Here is a 16,926-nt window from a genome sequence, read left to right on the forward strand (position 1 = left end):
GTGCGGTGCAGGGGCAGAACGCCCGTGCACCCGTGGTGCTGGTCGGGGGACTGGGGGCCGCTACTTGACGCCGCCTGCGCCGAGCCCGCTGCTCCAGAAACGCTGGAGTGCGAGGAAGGCGATGATCAGCGGCAGGATCGAGACGAGCGCACCGACGATCACGAGGGAGCGCAGTTCGGGGATCTGGCTGATCTGGCTGTTCCACGCGTACAGGCCCAGGGTCACGGGGAAGAGCACCTGGTCGCGGAGCATGATCAGGGGCAGGAAGAAGTTGTTCCAGATCGCGACGAACTGGAAGAGGAAGATCGTCACGAGGGCCGGCGCCATGAGGCGCGTGGACACCGTGAAGAACGTGCGGATCTCGCCCGACCCGTCGAGCCGGGCCGCTTCGAGCAGTTCGCCGGGCACGCTGGCCGCCGCGTAGATGCGGGCCAGGTAGACACCGAACGGGCTGACGAGGCTCGGCAGGAACACCGCCCACATGGTGTTGGTCAGCTCGACGCGGCTGAAGATGAGGAACAGCGGGAGGGCCAGCGCCGTGGCCGGCACCAGCACGCCGCTGAGCACGATGTTGAAGATCGCCTCACGGCCCCGGAACTCGTACTTCGCGAGGGCATACCCGCACATCGCCGCGATGATCGTGCCGATCAGGGCGCCGACCCCCGCGTACAGCGCGGAGTTCAGCAGCCACCGGCCGAACAGCCCGTCGCCGTAGGTGAACAGCCGCCCCAGGTTCGTGAGGAACGTGCCCGCGGAGTTCGCCGTGAACCACAGGGGAGCGGTGGACGTGATCTCGCCGCCCGTCTTCGTGGAGGTGGTGAGCAGCCACCAGATGGGGGTCAGGAAGTACAGGGTGAAGACACCCATGATGAGCATCGCCGCGCTGCGGGACATGATGCTCTGGCGGGGGCCGCGGGAACGGTTGCGCAAGTCCGCGCTGTCCGCCGTCGGATGCGCGCCACGCCGGCGCCTGGAGGCGGTGGCTGGGGTTGCCGTCACTGGGTGACCTTCCGCTGGGTGGACTTCAGGAAGACGAAGGAGAGGATGAACGTGGCGAGCGCGAGGACCACCGAGAACGCCGCGGCGAGGTTGTAGTTCGGCACCGACGCCGTGGTGTAGACCGCGAGGTTCGGGGTGAACGTGCTGTTGATCGCCGAACTGAAGCTGCGGAGGGTCTGGGGCTCGGCCAGGAGCTGGAGCGTGCCGATGATCGAGAACACGGCCGTGAGGATGATGGCCGGGATCACCAGGGGGATCTTGATGCGCCACGCGATCTGGATGTTGCTGGCGCCGTCCAGCCGGGCCGCCTCGTAGATCTCCGTGGGGATCGCGAGCAGCGACGAGTAGATGATCAGCATGTTGTAGCCGACGTACACCCAGGTCACGATGTTCGCGATCGCCCAGAGCACGAGGTTGCCGCCCAGGAAGTCGACGTTCGAGGTCACCGCGCCGAACGGCGAGAGCGACGGCGAGTACAGGAAGCCCCACATGATGGCGGCGATGACGCCCGGGACGGCGTAGGGGGCGAAGAACGCGAGCCGGAAGAACTTTTTGCCCTTCAGCAGCGGCGAGTCGAGCAGCAGCGCGAACAGGAGGGCGAGGCCGAGCATGACCGGCACCTGGACGGCCCCGAAGAGCAGCACGCGCCCCACGGATTCCCAGAAGGCCGTGTTCTGGAAGACCTGCTCGTACTGGACGAACCCGCCGAAGACCTGCCGGGGCTTCCCGAAGGTGCCCTCGCGCTCCACGGTGAGCAGCGACTGCACGACGGCGTAGACGATCGGGATGGCGTAGAAGGCGAGGAAGAGGATCGCGAACGGGGCGATGAAGACCGTCACGGCGCGGCGCTGCGCTCCCGACGATCGGTTCCTCCTCACGACCGGGGCCGCCTTGGGGACCTCGGCCGGAGTGCTAGTGACTGACATTGCCTGCATCCTTTCGGCCCTGGTCCGAGCCGTCGGTGTCGGGGATTCCTGGGGTGGTGCGGACGACGCGGACCGCGCCCGCGGGAACGACGACGACGTCGGCCAGGGCCTCGGACGTCAGCAGTTCCAGACCGCTGACCCGGTGCTTGCGGTCCTCGGCGGAGTGGTTGATCAGGAAGACGTACTCGTGGCCGTTGCCGCGGCGGGTGACGACCTCGAGGCCGGACTGCGTCTCGGGTACCTGCACGCCGGCGGTGACGGCGGCACGCAGCAGCAGGTCCCGGAGGACACTGCCGTCGAGGACGGTCCCGGCGTACCAGGCCTCGCCCGCACCGACGCGGTTGCGGGTCACGGCGGGTGTCCCCACGTGGTGGCCGGTCGCGTAGCTCAGGACCGTCTCGGCCGAGGTGAGGCGCAGGGCCTCGGACCAGAGCGAGGCGAGGGACCCGTTGTCGAGGGTGAGGGGGTGTGCGGGGTCGAGGGGGAAGAACTCCTCGGAGCGGATGCCGAGGAGGTCCCGGAAGGCTCCGGGGTAGCCGCCGGGCCGCACCCTCTCGTTCTCGTCGACGATCCCGCTGAAGAACGTCACGAACGCGGACCCGCCGTCCTCGACGAAGTCCCTGACGGCCGCGGCGTGCTCGTCGCGGACGAGGTAGAGGTTCGGCACCACCACGAGCCGGTAGCCGGAGAGGTCGGCCCCGGGGGCCACGATGTCGACCGTGACGCCGGCGTCCCACAGTGCCCCGTAGGCCGCGTGGACCTGCTCGATGTAGCGGACGTCGCCCGACGGGTGCGATGCCTGGTCGTGCGCCCACCAGGCCTCCCAGCTGAAGACGAGTGCGACGTCGGCGTGCACCGTCGTGCCCGCGATCTCACGGAGCTTCCCGAGTGCGGAGCCGAGCCCGACGACGTCGCGCCAGATCTGCGAGTCGGTGCCGGCGTGCGGGAGCATGGCGGAGTGGAATTTCTCGCTGCCCTGCAGCGAGGCGCGCCACTGGAAGAAGCACAGGCCGTCCGCGCCGCGCGCGAGGTGCGTCAGGGAGTTGCGGAGCATCTCGCCGGGGCCCTTGGCGATGTTGCGGGGCTGCCAGTTCACGGCGGCCGTGGAATGCTCCATGAGCAGCCAGGGCTGACCCTGCGCGAGTCCGCGGGTGGTGTCGGCGGCGAAGGCGAGTTCGGCGTGCGGCGCATCGAGGCGGTGGTCGAGGTAGTGGTCGTTCGCGATGACGTCCATCTTCGGCGCCCAGGACCAGTAGTCCTGGTTGCGGATGTGCGCGGCGACCATGAAGTTGGTGGTCACCGGCGCACTGCTGTTGCGCCGGAGGACCGCCTCCTCCGCGGAGTAGTGGGCGAGCAGCTCGTCGGAGCTGAAACGGTTGAAGTCGAGCTCCTGCGTGGGATTCAGGGCCGACAGCGTGAGCCGCGGGGGCAGCACCTGCTCCCAGGCGGAGTAGCGCTGGCTCCAGAAGGTGGTGCCCCATGCGGCGTTGAGGGCGTCGAGGGTCTCGTACCGGGTGCGGAGCCAGCCGCGGAACGCTTCGGCGGAGACGTCGCAGTAGCACAGCGAGTTGTGGCAGCCGAGCTCGTTGGAGACGTGCCACAGGCGGAGGGCCGGGTGGCTGCCGTAGCGGGCGGAGACCCGCTCGACCAGGGCGAGGGCGTGCTCGCGGTAGGTGGGGGAGCTGGGGCAGAACGCCTGGCGGCCGCCGGGCCAGCGGGCGGTACCGTCGGCGGTGCGGGGGAGCATCTCGGGGTGCTTCGTGGTGAGCCACGCGGGGGTGGACGAGGTGCCGGTGCCGAGGTTCACGCCGATGCCGTTCTCGGCGAGGAGGCCCAGGACGGCGTCGAGGTCCTCGAACCGGAAGACCCCCTCCTCGGGCTCGATCTCGGCCCAGCCGAAGATGTTGACCGCCACGAGGTTGACGCCGGCCTCCTTCATGAGGCGGACGTCCTCGTGCCAGACGGACACATCCCACTGCTCCGGGTTGTAGTCACATCCGTAGACGAGCTGACCGTTGCCGGACAATCCTGCGACGGTGGTTGTGCGTGCCAAGCCTGCTCCTCATGCTGCGGTACCGACTCCCGAAGGGTGCTGGAGAGGACCGCGGCCCCGCTCTGTGAACGTTCCCAGAGGCGGGCGGCAGAACTCTCCATCGAGAATGTGTGAACGCTCCCAGAGTAACTCCGGTCACAATCGGTGTCAACGCGGCCGGAGGGCTCCGGCGGGTGCTGTCTCCCGCCGGACCGGGACGTCCCGGGCCTGCGCCGCGACCTCCCCGAGGTCCGCGGGGAGGTCGGTGGACGGCGCCACGGACAGGTGGGCGACGTCGCGGAGGCGGCCGAGCGTGCCGGCGGGCGGCGCGGTCAGGCCGGCTGCTGGTTGCCGTACTTGGCCTCGACGGCCTCCCAGTCGCCGGTCTGGGCGATGGGGTCCATCCACATCACTTCCCAGGCGTGACCGTCCGGGTCGGAGAACGACCGGGACCGCATGAAGCCGAGCTCCTGCGGCTTGCCCTCGGTGGCGCCTGCAGCGACAGCCTGCCCCACGAGCGTGTCGACCTCCTCGGGGGCGTCGACCCCGATCGCGTTGATGACGGCCGAGGTGGCGTGTGCGTCGGCCACGGGCTTGTCCGTGAACTGCGCCCAGTGCTGGTGGGTGAGGATCATCAGGAAGATGGTGTCACTGATGGCGACGGCTCCGGCGTCGTCGTTGGAGAAGTTCGGGTCGAGCGTCCAGCCGAAGCTGGTGTAGAACTCCTTCGACCTCGCGAGGTCGCTGACGGGGAGGTTGATGAAGACGTTCGTGGCCATGGCCGTTCTCCTGTTCCTGGGCGGTGGTGCGATGTGGTCCGGCGGCCCCTGGAGGCCCTTGTACCCGTTAGACGCGGAGCCGTCCGGGAAATCATCGGCGCTCGACGCATTCGTGTCCACCCCTTGCTAAGCGGCCTGAACAGGGCAACAGTAAGGGGGAAAATCCCCAGGGAGGCCGACCATGAGTACTTCTGCAGAGCATGCGTCTGATGCATCGACCTCGACCGGGGAGCCGGAGCTCAAACGGGTCCTCGGGCCCAAGCTGCTCCTCCTGTTCATCGTCGGGGACATCCTCGGCGCCGGTGTGTACGCCGTCACCGGGACCATGGCGGGGACGGTCGGCGGGCTCGTCTGGCTCCCGTTCCTGCTGGCCTTCGTCGTCGCGACCCTGACCGCGTTCTCGTACCTCGAACTCGTGACGCAGTACCCGCAGGCGGCCGGAGCCGCCCTCTACACCCACAAGGCGTTCGGGATCCACTTCGTCACCTTCCTGGTGGCCTTCGCCGTCGTCTGCTCGGGGATAACGAGCGCCGCGACCTCGGCCAACGTGCTGGCGCAGAACTTCTTCGGCGGGCTGGAGATCAACGGGTGGATGGCCATGCCGGGCCAGGGCGTCATCACCGCCGTCGCCCTCGGCTTCATGCTGCTGCTGGCCGTGATCAACCTCCGCGGGGTCGGCGAGAGCGTCAAGTTCAACGTGGTCCTGACCCTCGTGGAGGTGGCCGCACTGTGCATCGTGATCGGTGTCGGCTTCCTCGCGATGGCCCAGGGCACCGGCAACGTGGGCCAGATCTTCGTGTTCACCGACTACCAGGACAAGGGCCTCTTCCTCGCGGTCACCGCGGCGACCTCGATCGCGTTCTTCGCCATGGTCGGCTTCGAGGACTCCGTCAACATGGTCGAGGAGACGCAGAACCCCGAGCGGATCTTCCCCCGCACCATGCTGACCGGCCTCGGTATCGCCGTCATCGTCTACATGCTCGTCGCCGTCTCGGTCGTCACGGTCCTCAGCCCCACCGAACTCGAGGGCATCCGGGAAGCAGAGGGTGCGGCGCTGCTCGAGGTGGTCCACAAGGGGTCGCCCGACTTCCCGATCGACAGGATCTTCCCGTTCCTCGCCGTCTTCGCCGTCGCCAACACGGCGCTGATCAACATGCTGATGGCGAGCCGCCTGATCTACGGCATGGCACGGCAGGACGTCCTGCCCCGCCCGCTCGCGAAGGTCCTCCCGGTCCGCTGCACCCCGTGGGCCGGCATCGCCTTCTCCACGGTCCTCGCCCTCGGCCTGATCCTCTACGTGACCAGCGATCCCGACAGCAACATCGTCGCCAACCTCTCGGGCACCACGGCCTTCCTGCTCCTGTGCGTGTTCACCGTGGTGAACGTCGCGTGCGTGGTGCTGCGGCGCAAGCGGGACGTCAACCGGAAGGTGTTCTTCACCTCTCCCGGCCAGCTGCCCATCGTGGCCGCACTCCTGTGCGCGTTCCTCGCCGGTCCGTGGGTCGGGCGCGACGTCGTCCAGTACCAGATCGCGGGCGGTCTCATGGTGATCGGCGTCGTCTTGTGGCTCGTCACGTGGCTGATCAACCGCAGGACCAACACCCGGGCGGGGGACCCGACGGCGATCGGCGGCTGACGGCCGACCCACGACGGGGCGCTATCCTTCCGCCATGGAGATCCTCCGCTACGCCGCGTTCACGGACCGGGCCGACGGCGGCAACCCCGCCGGTGTGGTGCTCGACGCCGACGACCTGACGGCCGCGCAGATGCAGGCCATCGCGGCCGACCTCGGCTACGCGGAGAGTGCATTCGTCTCGCGCAGGGGCCCGGGTACCGCGGCCATCCGGTACTTCGCGCCCGAGGCCGAGATTCCGTTCTGCGGGCACGCGACGATCGCCACCGGTGTCGCGCTCGCCGAACGCGAGGGCCCCGGGACGCTGGTCCTCTCCACGCCGGTGGGTCCGCTCGACCTGGGGACACGGACGGAGGCCGGCCGCCTCGTCGCGTCCCTCGTGACCGTGGAGCCGTGGGTCGACGCGATCGACGCCGCGGTCCGCGCGCGACTCCTGCAGCACCTCCGCCTCGCCGAGGAGGACCTGTCGGCCGCGCTGCCCGTCATGCTGGCCTTCGCCGGCAACATCCACCCGATCGTGCCCGTCCGCGACAGCGCGGTCCTCCGGGGCCTCGACTACGACTACGAGGGCCTGAAGGGCCTCATGGCCGCGGAGGGCTGGGGTGCCACGGTCGCCGTCGTCCACCGGCTGGGCGACCACGTCTTCGAGGCACGGAACCCGTTCCCGCCCGGCGGGGTCCGCGAGGACCCTGCCACGGGTTCCGCGGCGGCGTCCCTCGGGGCGTACCTGCGCGCACGGGGTGAGGTCGCGCCGCCGGCCACGCTCACGGTGCACCAGGGCGCCGACGTCGGACGGCCGTCGCTCATCACGGTGGGAGTACCTCCGGCCGGCGGCCTGACGGTCTCGGGCTGAGCCGTCCGGATCAGCGGGAAGGGGCCAGGGTCCCCGGGCGCTGATCCGGGCGGGCGACGCGCCTCGGCGCAGAGAGTCGAAGGGCAGAGAGCCGAAGGGCCGGTCGGCGAAGGGCAGCCTCAGGGCCGGTAGCCGAAGGCGGCGAGGCCCAGGGCGCCGTGGGACTCGAAGCCGAGGGACCGGTAGAACGGGTGCGACTGCGGCGCATCCTGCGTGCCCTCCGCGTCGGTGGTCAGCGCCACGAACATGCAGTGGCTGTAGCGCTGCTGGATGTCCCGCACGAGGGAACGCCCGATGCCGCGGCAGCGGGCGTCGGGGTGCACCAGGAGGTCCTGGATGTAACAGATGGAGGCGCCGTCGGAGACGGTGCGTGCGAGACCGAGCAGTCCGCCGTCGCCGTTGCGCGCGGTGAGGACGAGGTGCGATCCGGCGATGCTGCGTCGCAGCCGGTCGGGGTCACGGGTGTAGGCCGTCCAGCCGACGGCCCCGTACAGGTCGAGCAGTTCGGCGGAGGTCGGGACGGCCCCGGCGGTCAGTTCCACATCATCCACCCTGTCCACGGCTACGGGCCGGCGATCGGCGCGGTGAGCGCACGGGTCGCGGCGATCAGATCGGCGGGGGCCACCTCGATGTCCAGTCCGCGCCGGCCGCCCGACACGAACATCGCCGGGAGCCGGAGGGCGGACTCGTCGACGACGACGGGCGAGGGATGGCGCTGGCCCAGCGGTGAGATCCCGCCCAGCACGTATCCCGTGCGGCGCCGGGCGATTTCAGGGTCCGCCATCACCGCCTTGCGCTTCCCGAGGGCGGCGGCGAGCGCCTTCAGGTCCAGCGATCCGGTGACGGGCACGACGGCGGCGACGAGGGCACCGTCCACACTGGCCATCAGGGTCTTGAAGACCTGGGCGGGCGGGACGCCCAGCGCGGCGGCGGCTTCGAGCCCGTAGGACGAGACGCCCTGCTCGTGCCCGTAGGGGCGGGCCGTGAAGGGTATACCGGCCGCGGAGAGTGCGGCCAGGGCGGGAGTGCTGCGGGGGAGTCCGGGTTTCCTGCCCACGGCACCTCCTTCACGGTCCGTCGGAGGAACCCGTTCCTCCGACGGACGGACTCCGCCGAGGGACCGGTCCCTCGGCGGACCTGCCCTACGACGAATAGGCTGCGACGACGAGCCGCTGCTGGGGGGAGGTGGATTCTTCGGCGGCGGCGACGTCCTCGATGAGGTCGGGCTCCAGGGGGTCCGGCCGGCCCCACGCCCCTGCGAAGTCGCAGGACAGGATGAAGTCCGCCATGACCGGGCCCGTCAGGACGAGGCCCTCGAGGTACTCGACGCCGTCACGCCGCACCGTCTCCAGACCGTAGCCGCGGAGGGCCGCGAGCACGGGGCTCTCGCCGGATACCTCCGCCTCGTACCCGTCCGCGGCGGCGTCCGAGGTGTCGGCCGTGCGTCGTGAGGACCAGTGCAGGTACAGGCCCTCGACCTCGTCGATCGAGGCGAGCGAACCGTCGGCGGTGACGGTGATGCATTCCTGGATGAAAGTGCGTACGTGCTGGGTCATGGTGGTCCTTCGCAGTGTCTGGGACGCGGGGCCGGGGAGAGGTGGAACCGGCCAGGGGTGACTCGCTCGGAGCGGTCGGTGCGGAGCGGATGCGCTGGTGGGCATCGCTGCGTCAGGGCGCGGAAGCGCCGACAGGGGGAGGGGGACCGTCAGGACGGCGGGCGGGAGCCGGAGCGCGGACTTCGGGCTGAGGTCGCTGGACGACCTGCGGGCGGCTGGAGAAGATGGCTGTTCATGGTGCACGCCCCTTTCGGGGATGGCGCTCTTCTGGTGGGTGACCGGCGCGGACGCAGGGCAGCGAAGAGAAGAACCGAAGGCAGCCGCCTTCTTCTAGACAACTTCCCTCACCCTACTCCTTCCCGGCACGGATGGCCCGCAGGGGCTCCGCTACAGTACAGATATGCCCCCGACGCGCACCCGGACCCGCCGGGCGACCATCAACGACGTCGCATCCGCCGCCGGGCTCTCGCGGGGGACGGTGTCGCGGGTCGTCAACGGGGAGCGCTACGTGTCGGACGAGGCCCGCGTGGCCGTCGAGGAGGCCATCGCGCGCGTCGGGTACGTGCGCAACTCGGCCGCCCGGAACCTCGTCACGCAGGAGTCGCGCGCGATCGCCCTCATCATCCACGAGCCCCACTCGCTGCTGTTCGAGGACCCGAACATCGGCTCGATCCTCCTCGGCGCCAACGCCGTCCTGTCGAAGGCCGACTACCAGCTGGTCTCCCTGATCATCGACTCGGACCGGGACAGCCGCAGGGTGGCGGACTACCTTCGGGGCGGGCTCGTCGACGGCGCGGTGATCGTCTCGGCCCGGGCATCCGACCCCATCGCGTCGGCCGTGCGCGACATCGGTGTGCCCGCGGCCTTCGTGGGGCATCCGCCGGGCACGCCCGACCTGCCCTATGTGGCCATCGACAACGTCGCGGCGGCCCGCGCCATCACCGAGCGCCTCATCGGGACCGGCCGCCGGCGCATCGGCATGATCGCCAGTGCCATGGACCGCGACTCCGGCCACGACCGGTTCGCGGGATTCCGGGACGCCCTGGGCGACCGCTTCGACGCCTCGCTGGTGGTCGAGTACCCCCTCTACACCTACGCTGCCGGGCTCGAGGGCATGCAGGAGCTGCTGCGGCGCTGCCCGGAGATCGACGGCGTCTTCGCCGCGTCCGACGCCGTCGCGGCGGGCGCCATGACCGCCCTGCAGGAGTCCGGGCGGAAGGTGCCCGACGACGTCGGGATCGTCGGCTTCGACGACAGCAGCTGGGCCCTGAGGACCAGGCCTCAGCTCTCCACCGTCAAGCAGCCCGCCGACCTGCTGGGCAGTACCGCGGCCGAACTGGTCCTGGCGCAGATCCGGGGGCTGCCGAGCCCGGTGCAGGTGCTCGACACCACCGTCGTCTGGCGCGACTCGGCCTAGACCCGCCGGGGACGGACGCAGGACGACAAGGAGGACGGCCATGTGGATCGGGTTCATCGAGTTCGACGTGCTGCTCGGCGACGTGCACTCGCTGAAGGGCAAGCGATCGGTGGTGCGCCCCCTGGTGTCGGACCTCCGCCGGAAGTTCGAGCTGTCCGTCGCCGAGGTCGGCCACCAGGACCTGCACCGCCGGGCCGTCGTCGGGGCAGGCGTGGTCGGAGGGGACCGCGGGCATGTGCTGGACGTGCTGGACCGGGTGGAGCGGTACGTCGCGGCACGGCCCGAGGTGGAGCTCCTCAGTGCCCGGCGGCGCCTCCTCAGCAGCGAGGACTAGGGGCCCGGGACCGCCCCGGGGTGGCGGATCAGCCGGCCCGTCGCCAGGTCCCCAGGTCCTTGGAGGCGGTCTGGAAGAAGTCGACCGTCATCGACGTGGCGGCGTCACCGCGTCCGGAGAAGACGACGGACGAGAGCGAGCCGTCGGGCGCGTTCTCGCCGCGCGGGGCATAGGCGAAGGTGTCCTCGTCCCAGTGCTCGAGGACGGCAGTGGACACGCCGTCGGGCCCGACGGCCAGGACGAGGGCCCCGTCCTCCTCAGTCATGGTCGCCGTCCCGTAGTACTCGTTCGCATACTCCCCGGTGTAGGCCGACAACGGTCTCGCCGGGACGGGGTCCGCAGGAGCGGGCCGGCCCGCGAGGTCGCCCGTCGGCGCGCTGTACCCTGCCGTCGCGGTCCCGTAGGTCTCCACCCAGTCACGGATGCCGTGGCCGAACTGCACCTCGTCGAGGAAGGCCGCGGCCATGGCCTCCGGGGCACCGACGGGGGAGGCGTTCGTCAGCACCACGATGCCGACGTCGGCGGAGGGCACCATCACGACGGTCGTCGCGGCTCCGAGCGAGAAGGCCCCCGAATGGCTCAGGCTCACGCGGCCGCCCGGCTGCACCCCGACACCGAATCCGAAGCCGTACTGCCCGGCGCGCTGGTCGGGTGCCGTCGGACGGGACGAGACGCTCTGCGGGCTGATCGCCGGCAGCAGGTCCTCCTCCGCCACCAGTTCCCGGCCGTCGTACGTGCCGGACCCGAGGACCAGCTTCATCCACTCGGCCAGGTCGCCGACCGTCGAGGAGACACCGCCCGCCGGGGACTGGGCGTCGGCGTCGCGCTCGTACAGCGGCTCGAACGTCCCCTCCGCCACCTTGGTGTGCAGCGTCGCCCGGTTCTCCCGGCCGAGGAAGTCGGCGTGCCTCGAACTCGTGCTGTCCATCCCGAGGGGCCGGTAGAGCTGCTCCTCCGAGAGCGCCTCCCACGCGGTTCCCGCCGCCGTGGCCACGGCCTCCGCGCCGACGGTGGTGCCGAAGTTCGCGTAGCCGTAGCTCGCGCGGAACGGGTTCAGCGGCTGGTACCGGAGGTGGTCGATCACGTAGTCGCGGCCGTACCCGATGTCCTCCAGCAGGTCACCGGCGGCGGGCGGCAACCCCGTGCGGTGCGCATAGAAGTCGCCGACGGTCGCGTGGGAGGAGACCCAGGGGTCCTCGAGCCCGAACCCGGGCAGCAGGCCGGCGACCGGCGTGGTCCACTCGACGACCCCCTGCGACACCTGGCGGGCGACCACTGTCGCTCCGACGGGTTTGGACAGCGAGGCGATCTGGAAGACGGTGTCCGGGTCGACGGCACCCTCCTCCCCGAGCTTCCGCACGCCGTAGCCCTCGGCGAAGACGGTCTCGCCGTCGTGGACCACCGCGACCGCCGCACCGGGGATGCCGGTCCGTTCCATCACGGACCGCACGATGCCGGGCAGTCCGTCCACCGCGGCGTCGATGCCGCCCTCCGGCAACGCGACGACGTCCTGGTTGGGGGCGGCACCGATGGCGACCGGGATGTCGTGGTTCGGCGCGGCGTCGGAGACGGGTGCACCCTCCGCGGGGAGGGTGCACCCGGCCAGGACGGTCACGAACACGGCCGCGGCGGCGGCGCGGAGCGGGGGATGGCGACGCATGGGGACTCCTGACCGGGGCTGGCTGGGGACCCTCAGGGTAGTGCGCGCCCCGGACGCACGGCGATGGGCCTACGTCCCGTCTTCGGCCGGCCCGACGACGGGACGGAGTGCCTCCGGGTGCCTACCGGGTCAGGTAGCGGATCACGGCGAGCACCCTGCGGTGGTCGTCCACCGCGACCGGCAGGCCGAGCGCCTCGTAGATGCGCGAGGAGTGCTGCACCACGGCCTTCTCCGTCACCACGAGCCTCGACGCGATCCACGCGTTGCTGCGCCCCTCGGCCATGAGCGACAGCACCTCCTGCTGGCGCGGGGTCAGGCGGGCCAGGTCGTCCTGGGCGAGCCGCGCACGCCTCACCAGGACGTCGACGACCTCCGGGTCGAGGGCGGTACCACCGCCGGCCACGCGCCGGAGATCGGCGCAGAAGGCGTCGACGTCGGCAATGCGCTGCTTCAGCAGGTAGCCGACCCCGGGGCGGTTGGTGAGCAGCTCGACGGCGTATCGCCGCTGTACGTACTGGGAGAGCACCACGACCGCCGAGTCCGGGTGCTCCGCCCGGATGCGGAGGGCGGCGACGAGGCCCTCGTCGGTATGGGTGGGCGGCATGCGGATGTCGGTGACGACGAGGTCCGGACGGTGCCGGGCCACGGCGTCGAGGAGCCGCCCGGCATTCGGGACCGCGGCGACGACGTCGAACCCCTCCTGCTCGAGGACGAGCGTCAGCCCCTGCCGGAGCAGCGTTTCGTCCTCGCCGATCACAACACGCATGGCAGCTCCGCCCTCAGTCGTGTCCCCCGGCCCGCATGGCTCTGCATCTCCAGGCGCCCGTTGACGACCTCGACCCGGTCCGCCAGTCCTCGCAGCCCGCGCCCGGCGTGGAAGGACGCCCCGCCGACGCCGTCGTCGTCGACCTGGACGAGCAGGCGGTCGCCCCTGCGCTCGATGCGTACCGTGAACGCGGCGGCCCTGGAGTGCTTGAGGGCGTTCGCCAGCCCTTCGGCGACGACGAAGTAGGCGGTGCTCTCGATCGCCTCGGGCAACGCGCCGTCGGTGATGCCGAGATGCAGGCGGGTGGGGACCGGCATGCGGTCCACGAGGTCCTCCGTGGCCGCTGAGAGACCGTGCTCGATCAGCGTCGCGGGCATGACGTCGTGCACGAGGCGGCGGAGGTCCGCCGCGGCGTCGTCGATGCCCTTCCGGAGCGCCGTCACCTGCTCGCGCGTGATCGTCGACCCGGATCCGTTCGCCACCTGCTGGGCCTCGAGCGCGAGGAGGACGAGCTGGACCTGAAGCCCGTCGTGCAGGTCCTGCGCGATCCTCCGCCGCTCGCGGTCGGCGGCGGCGACCAGGCGGGCACGCGAGGTGAGCAGCGCGGCCTGGCTCGCCAGCAGCTCGGCCGTGAGCCGTTCGCGTTCCACGGCGAGCGCGACCACCCGGCCCGCGGTACGCACCAGGTCCGGGTCGGCGATGAGGGACGCGTCGTACACGATCGCCCCCACCCGGCGACCGCCGACCTCGACGTCGACGCCGGCCCGTTCGCCGCCGGGGGCCGGCAGATGGGCCGGCGCTCCCGAGGAATCCGCCCAGGTGCGGCTCCCGGGCAGCCAGAACACGATGTCGAGGGACTCGTCGCCGAGCGCGCGGCGCAGTGCCGGGGCGGGGGCGGGCCTGGCCCCGCCCGTGACGCCGAGCCAGGCCCCCAGTTCCTCGAGCTCGCCCGTCCGCGCGAAGCCGCCGCGCAGCACCCCGAGGGCGAAGGCGATCGGGATGCCGCCGAGCAGCGCGGCCTGCACTCCCGCGCGCACCGTCGCCGGCAGGCCGAGAACCGCCTCGACCAGGGTGGAGCTGGTCGGGATGAGGAGGACGGCGACGATCCCGTACGCGAAGAGCGGGCCGAGGACCCTGCGGTGTGCCGCGTCCGCACGGAGGAGGCGCCGGGCCAGGATGACGGTCGTCGCGACCGCCACGGCGAGGCCCGCGGTCCGCTGCACCCCGACGCCGAGCCCCAGCAGGTCGGGCCGGTCGGCCACGGCCAGCGGTGCGGGTGCCGCGGGGTCGAACAGGTAGAGCGGGACCTGGAGGACCAGGGCGACCAGGTAGCCGGCGATCACCGTCAGCCGCGAGGAGCGGCTGCGCAGGCGCCCGGACGGGAACGCGTGCAGCAGGTGGAACGCCACCGCGAGGACGGTCGTCGCGGTGATCGCGCCGAGGGGGGTGAGGACGGGCACCCCGGTGTTCGCGAGGCTCCCGGTGAACAGGGCCAGCCCGCCGACCAGGATGAGGGCACCCATCCGGTTGCTCGGTCGCCTCCACCAGGCCATCAGGCCCGCTGCGGCGTACACCCAGAAGACACCGACGAACAGCAGGTGCACCCACCAGTCCCCGCCGGCGGTGGGCAGGACGAGGGCCAGCTCGAACGTGCCGAGGAACAGGACGGCGACGGCGAGCAGGACGAGTGCCCGGCGCAGCGACCGGGACAGGGACGATCGGGTCCCGCTCGGGGTCACCATGTGCCCAGCGTAGGGCCGGAAGGGCGTCAGGAGGAGAGGCGGGAGCCCCCCACTTCCGGCGGCGTCAGCGCCGCTGCATCACCGTCGCCGCGTCACCGTCGCCGCGGGGTGACGAACGCCCCGCAGGGGGTCCCGGGTCGCCGGCCCGCCGTCCCGCGATCCGGGGGCGACCCCTCAGGCGTTGGCGGCGGAGGAGGACGGCTTCGCGAGGGCCTGCAGCGGGCCGTCGTCGAACGCGTCGAGCAGCGCCCGGATGTCCTTGTACACCTCGACCGCGCCGGCGTCCCGCAGTTCGGCCTCGCTGGTGCCGCCCGACGCGAGACCGATCGTCGGGATCGTCAGTTCGGCCGCCGCCTTGACGTCCCAGACCGAGTCGCCGACGAACACGGTGTTCGCCGCGTCGAGCCCGCCGGCCTCGAGCGCGGCCTGCAGGATGTCCGGGGACGGCTTGCTGTTCTCGGCGTCCGACGAGCTGGTCGCGGCGCTGATGGCATCGTCGGCGTCGATGATGCCGCGGGAGACCCCCACTTCCTGCTGCGAGGAGGAGGAGGCGAGGACCACCGTCAGTCCGGCATCGGCGCAGCGGCGCAGGAGGTCGCGGGCGCCCTCGAACGCGCGGAGGCCCGGCCAGTAGCTCGAGAAGAGGGCACTGTGCGTGGAGTCCAGCTCGGCGTCCTGGTCCGTGTCGCGGTCCTCGCCGAGCAGGTGGGCCACGAGCTTGTCGCCGCCCATGCCGATGGCGCGGTGGATCTCGGCCAGGGGCACGTCGTGGCCGAACCGCCGGAAGGCCTGCCACCAGGCCATGGTGTGCTGGTAGTTGGAGTCGACGAGGGTCCCGTCGACGTCGAACAGCACTCCGCGCCGTGTGTCCGCTGCCGTGCTGGTGCCGTCTGCCATGTCCTGCCTTCCGCTCGGGTGGATGTGCTCCCGACCGAGTCTAGGAAGGCCGGCCCCCCGACGTCGTCGGGCATTCCGGGTTGCGGGGGACCGGGAAGTGTGGCCCGTCCTCAGGCGACCGGCACGGGCTCGACGACGACCGCCACGCGCTCGTCGCCGATCCGCGTCAGCACGAGGGTGGCCTTCTTCCGCCCCTTGCCCGACCCGGTGAGCAGCTGCTTGCGTACCTCCTCGGGTGTGACCGAGAGGCCTCGCTTCTTGATGTCGAGGACGCCGATGCCCTCCCGGCGCACCCAGGCCTTCAGCGCCTTCACGTTGTAGGGGCGGACCTCGAGCACCCGGTAGGCGCGGGCGAACGGGGTGTCCGTGTACGACGGCGCGCAGATGTAGGCGATCATCGGGTCCAGCAGGTGCCCGCCGAGCCGGGCGGCGAGGTCCGCCACGAGTTCGGCCCGGATGACGGCGCCGTCGGGCTCGTAGAGGTAGCCGCCCGGCTCGCCGACCGCCGCCGTCGGCCCGTCGCCGAAGTCCGCGGCCGATACCAGCTCCGCGGCCCCCTGCGGGCCGATGACGAGCGCGGCACGGCGGATGCCCTCCCGCCGCAGGGTGTTGAACCAGAGGGCCACCTCGGTGACGTCGCCGTCGACGGAGACCCACTGCGCCTCGCAGGTGGCCGGGATGGAGTCGTGCGGCATGCCCGGGCCCATCTTCACGCCGACGGGCGTGCCGCCGTCCGCGAGTCGCCGGACGAAGGACAGCGGGGGCGAGAACGCCTCCGGGTCGAAGATGCGGGAGGTGCCCGACGTCGTCGTCGTGCGGCGCGCCGGGTCCAGCCACACGCCGTCGTACTCCGTGATGTCCACCGAGGAGGCGTCGGTGTTGACGACGCGGGCGTTGGGGAACGGCAGGAGGTTCATGGTCGCGGCGGCGGCCGTGGTCTCGTCGAGCTCGACGGCGGTGACCTCGCGGTCGAGGGTCGCCAGGGCCATGCTGTCCGCGCCGAGGCCGCAGCCGAGGTCGGCGACCCGTACGAGCCCGGCGTCGACGAAGCGCTGCGCATGCCGGGCGGCGACCGTCAGGCGCGTGGCCTGCTCGAGGCCGGCGGCGGTGAAGACCATGTGCCCTGCGAACGGCCCGAATTTCGCGGACGCCTTCGCGCGGAGCCGCGACTGCGTGAGCGCTGCGGCGACCGCCTCGGGGGAGTGGCCCGCCTTCCGCAGCTGCTCCGTGAGCCGCAGGCTGTCGGCCTCGGTGTAGGGCCCGAGCGAGTTCAGCAGCTCCCAGCCCTCGGGGGTCAGGATGTCCGCGATGTTCTCCGAAGCCATGCAGCCA

16 protein-coding genes are annotated in these 16,926 nt (G+C 71.3%); 4 read left to right on the forward strand and 12 right to left on the reverse strand.

From position 1 onward, the window contains the following. Nucleotides 1–60: 60 nt before the first annotated feature. The 4 genes from ACX80K_RS08010 to ACX80K_RS08025 form a co-directional block, all read right to left on the reverse strand. Nucleotides 61–894 carry a carbohydrate ABC transporter permease gene (locus ACX80K_RS08010; RefSeq protein WP_459271392.1) on the reverse strand — a complete coding sequence of 278 codons (834 nt, stop codon included), beginning with the start codon at nucleotides 892–894 and terminating at the stop codon, nucleotides 61–63. Between the two features lie 101 nt (nucleotides 895–995). After that, nucleotides 996–1,934: a carbohydrate ABC transporter permease gene (locus tag ACX80K_RS08015; RefSeq protein ID WP_459271300.1), complete on the reverse strand. Its 939-nt coding sequence runs from the start codon at nucleotides 1,932–1,934 to the stop codon at nucleotides 996–998. Next, complete coding sequence (locus ACX80K_RS08020) at nucleotides 1,912–3,978, reverse strand: beta-galactosidase (protein ID WP_459271301.1); 2,067 nt, start codon at nucleotides 3,976–3,978, stop codon at nucleotides 1,912–1,914. Before ACX80K_RS08020 ends, ACX80K_RS08015 begins: the two co-directional genes overlap by 23 nt. Before the next feature lie 311 nt (nucleotides 3,979–4,289). Further along, nucleotides 4,290–4,736, reverse strand: coding sequence for a VOC family protein (locus ACX80K_RS08025; protein ID WP_459271302.1), 447 nt, complete (start codon nucleotides 4,734–4,736; stop codon nucleotides 4,290–4,292). A 181-nt stretch (nucleotides 4,737–4,917) separates the two neighbouring features. Between ACX80K_RS08025 and ACX80K_RS08030 the strand changes: the two genes are divergently transcribed. Continuing rightward, a complete protein-coding gene (locus ACX80K_RS08030) occupies nucleotides 4,918–6,372 on the forward strand; it encodes an APC family permease (RefSeq protein WP_459271303.1) in 1,455 nt (484 codons plus the stop codon). A 34-nt stretch (nucleotides 6,373–6,406) separates the two neighbouring features. Then, nucleotides 6,407–7,222, forward strand: a complete 816-nt coding sequence (locus tag ACX80K_RS08035) for a PhzF family phenazine biosynthesis protein (protein ID WP_459271304.1) — start codon at nucleotides 6,407–6,409, stop codon at nucleotides 7,220–7,222. Between the two features lie 119 nt (nucleotides 7,223–7,341). Here the strand turns inward: ACX80K_RS08035 and ACX80K_RS08040 are convergent, their stop codons facing one another. From ACX80K_RS08040 to ACX80K_RS08050, 3 genes are all read right to left on the reverse strand, one after another. Further along, nucleotides 7,342–7,764, reverse strand: coding sequence for a GNAT family N-acetyltransferase (locus tag ACX80K_RS08040; protein WP_459271305.1), 423 nt, complete (start codon nucleotides 7,762–7,764; stop codon nucleotides 7,342–7,344). 20 nt (nucleotides 7,765–7,784) lie between these two features. Further along, nucleotides 7,785–8,279: a Cys-tRNA(Pro) deacylase gene (gene ybaK, locus ACX80K_RS08045; protein WP_459271306.1), complete on the reverse strand. Its 495-nt coding sequence runs from the start codon at nucleotides 8,277–8,279 to the stop codon at nucleotides 7,785–7,787. Nucleotides 8,280–8,364: 85 nt separating this feature from the next. Beyond that, complete coding sequence (locus ACX80K_RS08050) at nucleotides 8,365–8,778, reverse strand: hypothetical protein (protein WP_459271307.1); 414 nt, start codon at nucleotides 8,776–8,778, stop codon at nucleotides 8,365–8,367. Nucleotides 8,779–9,178: 400 nt separating this feature from the next. Between ACX80K_RS08050 and ACX80K_RS08055 the strand changes: the two genes are divergently transcribed. Together ACX80K_RS08055 and ACX80K_RS08060 are read left to right on the forward strand one after the other, a co-directional pair. After that, complete coding sequence (locus ACX80K_RS08055; protein ID WP_459271308.1) at nucleotides 9,179–10,195, forward strand: LacI family DNA-binding transcriptional regulator; 1,017 nt, start codon at nucleotides 9,179–9,181, stop codon at nucleotides 10,193–10,195. 40 nt (nucleotides 10,196–10,235) lie between these two features. Further along, nucleotides 10,236–10,529, forward strand: coding sequence for a DUF503 domain-containing protein (locus tag ACX80K_RS08060; RefSeq protein ID WP_459271309.1), 294 nt, complete (start codon nucleotides 10,236–10,238; stop codon nucleotides 10,527–10,529). A gap of 28 nt (nucleotides 10,530–10,557) precedes the next feature. On the opposite strand, the gene ACX80K_RS08065 is transcribed toward ACX80K_RS08060, so the two are convergent. From ACX80K_RS08065 to ACX80K_RS08085, 5 genes are all read right to left on the reverse strand, one after another. Further along, nucleotides 10,558–12,189 (reverse strand): serine hydrolase, encoded by a 1,632-nt coding sequence (locus ACX80K_RS08065; protein ID WP_459271310.1) that lies wholly within the window; start codon nucleotides 12,187–12,189, stop codon nucleotides 10,558–10,560. Between the two features lie 121 nt (nucleotides 12,190–12,310). After that, entirely contained in the window at nucleotides 12,311–12,955 is a 645-nt protein-coding gene (locus ACX80K_RS08070; RefSeq protein ID WP_459271311.1) for a response regulator transcription factor, read from the reverse strand. Next, on the reverse strand, nucleotides 12,943–14,697 hold the full coding sequence (locus tag ACX80K_RS08075; protein WP_459271312.1) for a sensor histidine kinase: 1,755 nt from the start codon (nucleotides 14,695–14,697) through the stop codon (nucleotides 12,943–12,945). The genes ACX80K_RS08070 and ACX80K_RS08075 overlap by 13 nt, the downstream gene beginning before the upstream one ends. Nucleotides 14,698–14,871: 174 nt before the next feature. Then, a complete protein-coding gene (locus tag ACX80K_RS08080) occupies nucleotides 14,872–15,594 on the reverse strand; it encodes an HAD family hydrolase (protein WP_459271313.1) in 723 nt (240 codons plus the stop codon). A gap of 110 nt (nucleotides 15,595–15,704) precedes the next feature. Beyond that, nucleotides 15,705–16,919, reverse strand: a complete 1,215-nt coding sequence (locus tag ACX80K_RS08085) for a class I SAM-dependent methyltransferase (protein ID WP_459271314.1) — start codon at nucleotides 16,917–16,919, stop codon at nucleotides 15,705–15,707. Between the last annotated feature and the right edge of the window lie 7 nt (nucleotides 16,920–16,926).

It is taken from the genome of Arthrobacter sorbitolis (genome assembly GCF_054510995.1).

Excerpts from the sequence above, each read along its gene's own strand:
- ACX80K_RS08010 (WP_459271392.1), bottom strand. The coding sequence starts at position 894 with ATGTCCCGCAGCGCGGCGATGCTCATCATGGGTGTCTTCACCCTGTAC.
- ACX80K_RS08015 (WP_459271300.1), bottom strand. The coding sequence starts at position 1,934 with ATGCAGGCAATGTCAGTCACTAGCACTCCGGCCGAGGTCCCCAAGGCG.
- ACX80K_RS08025 (WP_459271302.1), bottom strand. The coding sequence starts at position 4,736 with ATGGCCACGAACGTCTTCATCAACCTCCCCGTCAGCGACCTCGCGAGG.
- ACX80K_RS08030 (WP_459271303.1), top strand. The coding sequence starts at position 4,918 with ATGAGTACTTCTGCAGAGCATGCGTCTGATGCATCGACCTCGACCGGG.
- ACX80K_RS08035 (WP_459271304.1), top strand. The coding sequence starts at position 6,407 with ATGGAGATCCTCCGCTACGCCGCGTTCACGGACCGGGCCGACGGCGGC.
- ACX80K_RS08050 (WP_459271307.1), bottom strand. The coding sequence starts at position 8,778 with ATGACCCAGCACGTACGCACTTTCATCCAGGAATGCATCACCGTCACC.
- ACX80K_RS08055 (WP_459271308.1), top strand. The coding sequence starts at position 9,179 with ATGCCCCCGACGCGCACCCGGACCCGCCGGGCGACCATCAACGACGTC.
- ACX80K_RS08060 (WP_459271309.1), top strand. The coding sequence starts at position 10,236 with ATGTGGATCGGGTTCATCGAGTTCGACGTGCTGCTCGGCGACGTGCAC.
- ACX80K_RS08065 (WP_459271310.1), bottom strand. The coding sequence starts at position 12,189 with ATGCGTCGCCATCCCCCGCTCCGCGCCGCCGCCGCGGCCGTGTTCGTG.
- ACX80K_RS08070 (WP_459271311.1), bottom strand. The coding sequence starts at position 12,955 with ATGCGTGTTGTGATCGGCGAGGACGAAACGCTGCTCCGGCAGGGGCTG.
- ACX80K_RS08075 (WP_459271312.1), bottom strand. The coding sequence starts at position 14,697 with ATGGTGACCCCGAGCGGGACCCGATCGTCCCTGTCCCGGTCGCTGCGC.
- ACX80K_RS08080 (WP_459271313.1), bottom strand. The coding sequence starts at position 15,594 with ATGGCAGACGGCACCAGCACGGCAGCGGACACACGGCGCGGAGTGCTG.
- ACX80K_RS08085 (WP_459271314.1), bottom strand. The coding sequence starts at position 16,919 with ATGGCTTCGGAGAACATCGCGGACATCCTGACCCCCGAGGGCTGGGAG.